The following is a 5,467-nucleotide window of genomic DNA, read 5'->3' on the forward strand; positions in this document are numbered from 1 at the left end:
GCCGCATGATGGCAGGTTCGCACACGTTCCGGGCGATGACCGGCATGATGATGGAGGCGGCCGACGACCTCTGCGACGGGCGTCTCGTCCTCGTCCACGAGGGCGGCTATTCCGAGGCGCATGTCCCCTTCTGCGGCCACGCGGTGCTCGAGGCGCTGTCGGGCTCGGACATCCGGGCCCCGGACCCGCTGGCCAAGCGCATCGAGGCGCAGCAGCCGGGGCCGCGTTTCGACGCCTTCGCCTCGTCCTGGATCGGCGATCTGGAGGCGGGCTTCGGCCTCTGACGCCGCGCCGCGGCACGTTGACAGCGCGCCCCGCGCGCGCCACGGTGCCCGCGCATTTCGAGAGGGGGAAGGCATCCCATGAAGAAGGTATACGGCTCTGCCGCGGAGGCGCTCGACGGGCTCCTGCACGACGGCATGCTGATCGCGTCGGGGGGCTTCGGTCTCTGCGGCATCCCGGAACTCCTGATCGACGCGCTGGTGGCGAGCGGCGTGAAGGACCTGACCATCGCGTCCAACAATTGCGGCGTGGACGGGTTCGGGCTCGGCAAGCTGCTCGACACCAAGCAGATCGCGAAGATGATGTCCTCCTACGTGGGCGAGAACGACGAGTTCATGCGCCAGTATCTCTCGGGCGAGCTCGAGATCGAGTTCAACCCGCAGGGCACGCTCGCCGAGCGGATGCGGGCGGGCGGCGCCGGCATCCCAGGCTTCTACACCAAGACCGGCGTGGGCACCGTCATCGCCGAGGGCAAGGAACACAAGGATTTCGACGGCCAGACCTACATCCTCGAGCGGGGCATCTTCGCCGACCTCGCCATCGTGAAGGCCTGGAAGGCCGACGAGACGGGCAACGCCGTCTTCCGCAAGACCGCGCGCAACTTCAACGTGCCGGCGGCGATGTGCGGCCGCGTCTGCGTGATGGAGGTGGAGGAGATCGTGCCCACCGGCTCCATCGACCCCGACACCATCCACCTGCCCGGCATCTACGTGCATCGCCTGATCCAGGGCACGCACGAGAAGCGGATCGAACAGCGGACCGTCCGCAAGCGCGAGGAGGCCTGAGCCATGACCACCGACGTCAAGAAGGGCTGGGACCGCAACCAGATGGCCGCCCGCGCCGCGAAGGAGCTCGAGGACGGCATGTACGTGAACCTCGGGATCGGCATCCCGACGCTGGTGTCGAACTACATTCCCGAGGGGATGACGGTCACGCTCCAGTCCGAGAACGGGATGCTGGGCATGGGGCCCTTCCCCTTCGAGGGCGACGAGGACCCCGACCTCATCAACGCAGGCAAACAGACGATCACCGAGCTGCCGCACACCTCCTACTTCGACAGCGCGACCTCGTTCGGGATGATCCGGGGCGGCAAGATCGCCATGGCGATCCTGGGCGCGATGGAGGTCTCCGAGAAGGGCGACCTCGCCAACTGGATGATCCCCGGCAAGCTGGTGAAGGGCATGGGGGGCGCGATGGACCTCGTGGCCGGCGTCGGCCGCGTCGTCGTGGTGATGGACCACCAGAACAAGCACGGCGAGTCGAAGGTCCTGCGGGAATGCACCCTGCCGCTCACCGGCAAGGGCGTGGTCGACCGGATCATCACCAATCTCGGCGTGCTCGACGTGGCGCACAAGGGCCTCCAGATCGTCGAGACGGCCCCGGGCGTCAGCCACGACGACCTCCGTGCCGCGACGGAAGCCACCATTGTCTGACATCACGCGCGAGGTGACGGGATCGAAGGGACGCTACGTCCTCCGCGAGAACGGCGCGGAGGCGGAGCTGACCTACTCGATCCTGTCGCCCACGCACATCATCGCCGACCATACCGGCGTCCCGGACGCGATGCGCGGCACGGGCGCCGGGCGGCGGTTGGTGGAGCGGCTGGTGGCCGACGCGCGGGCGGAGGGGGTGAAGATCACGCCGCTCTGCCCCTTCGTCCGGTCCCAGGCGATGCGCCATCCCGAATGGGCGGACGTCTTCGCCTGAGCTAGCGCTGCGCGATCGGCGCGAAGACGCAGCCGTCCGAGACCAGTTCGGGCGGCGTCAGGCAGAGGCCGCGCGCCACCTGCCACGCGGCGAGGACGCGGGGGACGTAGTTCCGCGTCTCCTCGTAGTCCGGCACCCCACCCGAACGGTGCACGGCCCCCTCGCCCGCGTTGTAGGCGGCCAGCACGAGAATCGGATCACGGTCGAACTCGTCCATCAGCCAGTCGAGATAGGCGACGCCGCCGCGGATGTTCTGCACCGGGTCGAAGGGGTCGGCGACGCCGAAGCGCTCCGCCGTCGCCGGGATGAGTTGCATCAGCCCCTGCGCGCCCGCGTGGCTGACGGCGTCCTGCCGCCCCGCGCTCTCGACCGCGATGACGGCGAGCGCGAAGGCGGGCGAGACCGAGGTGCCGACGGTGGCCGCCAGAAGCTCGCGGCCATAGGTCTCGGCGATGCCGGAGACGTGGGCGAGACGCGGCGTCACCGCCTGCGCCTCGCGCGGGAACTCGGAAAAGAGCGCCTCGGCCGCCCAGTACCGCGCGAGCGTGGCGGGCAGCGCGGGGCTCACCTCCGACCAGAACCAGGACGCCGTGGCGCCGGGTTCGAGCGGCATGGGCATCGCCGCCGCGGTCTGCACCACGGGCTCGCGCGGGGTGGACAGCGCCGCGCGCTCGGCCGGGTCGAGGGTGGTGAAGTTGTCGCCGGGCCGGATCTGGATGTTGATGCGCGGCCCCGCGTGATCGGGCCCCGGCACCGCCACGCGCCGGAAGATATGCCCCGTCTCCTCGGCGAAGGACGGAGGCGGCGCGGCCCAGAGGACCGCGAGCGCAAGCGCCGCCGTAACGGACGACTTCGGTTTCATCGACCTGCCCTCGGGCGCGGACCTTGCCTCGCGCCCCTGCCTGTGAACTGCCTGCCTTCTTTGCCGGGACCGGCTGCGGCGACTGTCGCACCGCTTGGCGCGCCTCCCGGGGTCTTCGCGCGCAGGATGCCGCCGTCGTGGCCGCAAAACAACCCCGCACAAATCAATTTAAATTCGCATGAGTGCCAAATTCCCGCCCGGTTCGGCGCCGACAAGGGGGCCATCGATCGGACAGGGATACAACGCGCTGCGGCCCGGCCGAACGGAACCGACAGTTTAGCGATCAACATTTGGAGAGACCACCATGACCGCACTCATCAAGAACTTCGCGAAATCCGAATCCGGCGCCGTGACGGTGGACTGGGTCGTTCTGACCGCCGCCATCGTGGGCCTCGGCCTGGCCGTCATGGCCGTCGTGTCGAGCGGCGTCCAGAACCTCTCGGGCGACATCAACACCCAGCTGCAGTCGCAGAACATCAGCACGACCTTCGTCACCAACTGAGGTCCGCCTGTCGGTCGCGGGATCGCGGCCGCGCGCCAGAAAACCGCGAGAGCGCCGCGTCCCCGGACGCGGCGCTCAGCGTTCGCCGGTCGCGCCCCGCACCTGCCGCAGATACCGCCAGGTGCCGTGAAAAGACACAAATCTAATCGGATTCATATCGATTTGGCGTCAAATTGCCGCCGCACTTGCCCACCAGTGTCCAGTCACGCGGAACACGGGATCGCCTGGGCGAGCAACCGGGTCCGGGAACCTGATTGTCGAAAGACATAAGCTTGGAGTGAGAGAAATGGAAATGATCAAGAACTTTGCAAAATCCGAATCCGGCGCCGTGACGGTGGACTGGGTCGTTCTGACCGCCGCCATCGTGGGCCTCGGCCTGGCCGTCATGGCCGTCGTGTCGAGCGGCGTCCAGAACCTCTCGGGCGACATCAACACCCAGCTGCAGTCGCAGAACATCAGCACGACCTTCGTCACCAACTGAGGTCCGCCTGATGGCCGCGGCATCGCGGCCGCACGGGGATCACATCCCATCGCAGGAAAGCCGCGTCGCCTGACGCGGCTTTCCTCGTTTCCAGCCGCGCGCGAGGCAGCCGGACTGCATTTTAGAACAATCGCCGGGGAACGCGCGCTCCCGGACGTGCGCCCGACACATTCCCGCCCTGACGCCGCGGATAATCAACCTGCGCCAAAAAGCGTCGGAGCAGAACGCCCCACGGCACGTCCCGCCCGACCTTCCGGCCGCCCCCCTGGGCGGCGCGTCGGCGCGACGGCGGCCTCCCCCAGGCAACAGGAACTTCAGGAGTTCTCCATGTTCATTACCAATCTCCGCACCTTCGCTACCGGCGAGTCCGGCGCCGTGACGGTGGACTGGGTCGTTCTGACCGCCGCAATCGTCGGCCTCGGCCTGGCCGTCATGGCCGTCGTGTCGAACGGCGTCCAGAACCTCTCGGGCGACATCAACACCCAGCTGCAGTCGCAGAACATCGCCACGACCTTCACCAGCAACTGAGGTCTGCCAGCCTCCGCGGGGGTTCCGTTCCCCGCGGAGGAGCCACGGAACAACCCGGATCGAGGGAAAACAGCCGGTTTTTCGTTGCGTTGACCAATTTTTGCCAGATTTCTCGGCGAGACCTTGCCGATGGGTGAGGGTGACGCCGGCCGGAGCGGTCGCGGAATCCTTCGCACCACGCCCGCGGAGGTCCCGCGCGGCGCGGCAATGAGCAGAAACATGAGGATGCCGAAATGCGTATCGTCTTCGTCCTGGTTCTTCTGGTCGGTATCGGTCTCGCCGCGTTCGCGGTGTCCGTGGCCAAGGACCGCTTCGACCAATACCAGCTGGCCATCGCGCAGCAGCGCGAAGCCATCGTTCCCACCACCGACGTCTTCGTCGTGACCCGTCAGGTGCGCTACGGCGAACCGCTCACGCAGGCCGACGTGCGCGCCATCCGCTGGCCGGCGGACCACGTGCCCTTCGGCGCGTTCACCTCGCTCGAGGAACTCTTCCCCGAGGGCGTGGACGAGCCGCGCGTGGTGCTGCGCGTGATGGAGGCCGACGAGCCGGTGCTCGTCTCCAAGGTCACCGCCCCCGGCGAGGATGCCGGCGTGGCCTCCCGTCTCCAGGCGGGGATGCGCGCGCTCGCGCTCCGCGTCGACGTGACTTCGGGCGTGTCTGGCTTCCTGCGGCCGGGCGACCGCGTCGACGTCTTCTGGTCCGGCAACGACCGCGAAGGATCGGGCGTCACCCGCCTGATCCGCTCGAACGTGCAGATCATCGCCATCGACCAGATCGACGACCTGGACCGCAACAACCCGACCATCGCGCGGACCATCACCGTCATGGCGGACCCCGGCGACATCGCCGCGCTGACCCAGGCACAGGCGAGCGGCAACCTCACGCTGGCCCTCGTGGGCGTGGGCGACGAGACCATCTCCGAGGCGGTCGAGGTCTCGACGAACCAGCTCCTCGGCGCGGCCGAGATCGTCCAGAGCGCGGGCCCCGAGATCTGCACCGTCCGCGCCCGGCGCGGCGGCGAGATGGTGGTGACGCAGGTTCCCTGCACCAACTGACAGGTTCACACGGGCGCCGGTTTCCGTCCCTGGCCGGCACCCGAACC

At 68.2% G+C, this 5,467-nt stretch carries 8 protein-coding genes and 1 pseudogene; 8 read left to right on the top strand and 1 reads right to left on the bottom strand.

Features of this window, described 5'->3' with window-relative positions:
- From ACTS11_RS21230 to ACTS11_RS21245, 4 genes and pseudogenes are all read left to right on the top strand, one after another.
- Nucleotides 1–284, top strand: a pseudogene (locus ACTS11_RS21230) (class II histone deacetylase); the annotation flags it as partial.
- Nucleotides 285–362: 78 nt separating this feature from the next.
- Nucleotides 363–1,067: a CoA transferase subunit A gene (locus ACTS11_RS21235; RefSeq protein WP_442642268.1), complete on the top strand. Its 705-nt coding sequence runs from the start codon at nucleotides 363–365 to the stop codon at nucleotides 1,065–1,067.
- Between the two features lie 3 nt (nucleotides 1,068–1,070).
- Nucleotides 1,071–1,715 carry a 3-oxoacid CoA-transferase subunit B gene (locus tag ACTS11_RS21240; protein ID WP_442642269.1) on the top strand — a complete coding sequence of 215 codons (645 nt, stop codon included), beginning with the start codon at nucleotides 1,071–1,073 and terminating at the stop codon, nucleotides 1,713–1,715.
- Nucleotides 1,708–1,989 (top strand): GNAT family N-acetyltransferase, encoded by a 282-nt coding sequence (locus ACTS11_RS21245; protein ID WP_442642270.1) that lies wholly within the window; start codon nucleotides 1,708–1,710, stop codon nucleotides 1,987–1,989. The genes ACTS11_RS21240 and ACTS11_RS21245 overlap by 8 nt, the downstream gene beginning before the upstream one ends.
- Before the next feature lies 1 nt (nucleotide 1,990).
- Here ACTS11_RS21245 and ACTS11_RS21250 read toward each other — a convergent pair whose 3' ends face one another.
- Complete coding sequence (locus tag ACTS11_RS21250) at nucleotides 1,991–2,851, bottom strand: lytic transglycosylase domain-containing protein (RefSeq protein WP_442642271.1); 861 nt, start codon at nucleotides 2,849–2,851, stop codon at nucleotides 1,991–1,993.
- Between the two features lie 304 nt (nucleotides 2,852–3,155).
- Between ACTS11_RS21250 and ACTS11_RS21255 the strand changes: the two genes are divergently transcribed.
- The 4 genes from ACTS11_RS21255 to cpaB all read left to right on the top strand — a co-directional run bounded on the left by ACTS11_RS21255 (nucleotide 3,156) and on the right by cpaB (nucleotide 5,420).
- Entirely contained in the window at nucleotides 3,156–3,353 is a 198-nt protein-coding gene (locus ACTS11_RS21255; RefSeq protein ID WP_442642272.1) for a pilus assembly protein, read from the top strand.
- 286 nt (nucleotides 3,354–3,639) lie between these two features.
- Complete coding sequence (locus ACTS11_RS21260; protein WP_442642273.1) at nucleotides 3,640–3,834, top strand: pilus assembly protein; 195 nt, start codon at nucleotides 3,640–3,642, stop codon at nucleotides 3,832–3,834.
- Nucleotides 3,835–4,161: 327 nt separating this feature from the next.
- The gene (locus ACTS11_RS21265) at nucleotides 4,162–4,362 is read left to right on the top strand and encodes a pilus assembly protein (protein ID WP_442642274.1); all 201 of its coding nucleotides are present in this window, start codon (nucleotides 4,162–4,164) and stop codon (nucleotides 4,360–4,362) included.
- A gap of 233 nt (nucleotides 4,363–4,595) precedes the next feature.
- On the top strand, nucleotides 4,596–5,420 hold the full coding sequence (cpaB, locus tag ACTS11_RS21270) for a Flp pilus assembly protein CpaB (RefSeq protein WP_442642275.1): 825 nt from the start codon (nucleotides 4,596–4,598) through the stop codon (nucleotides 5,418–5,420).
- The last annotated feature ends 47 nt before the right edge of the window (nucleotides 5,421–5,467 follow it).

Source organism: Roseicyclus sp., from assembly GCF_052168335.1.
In the GTDB taxonomy this organism is placed as follows: Bacteria; Pseudomonadota; Alphaproteobacteria; order Rhodobacterales; family Rhodobacteraceae; genus Roseibacterium.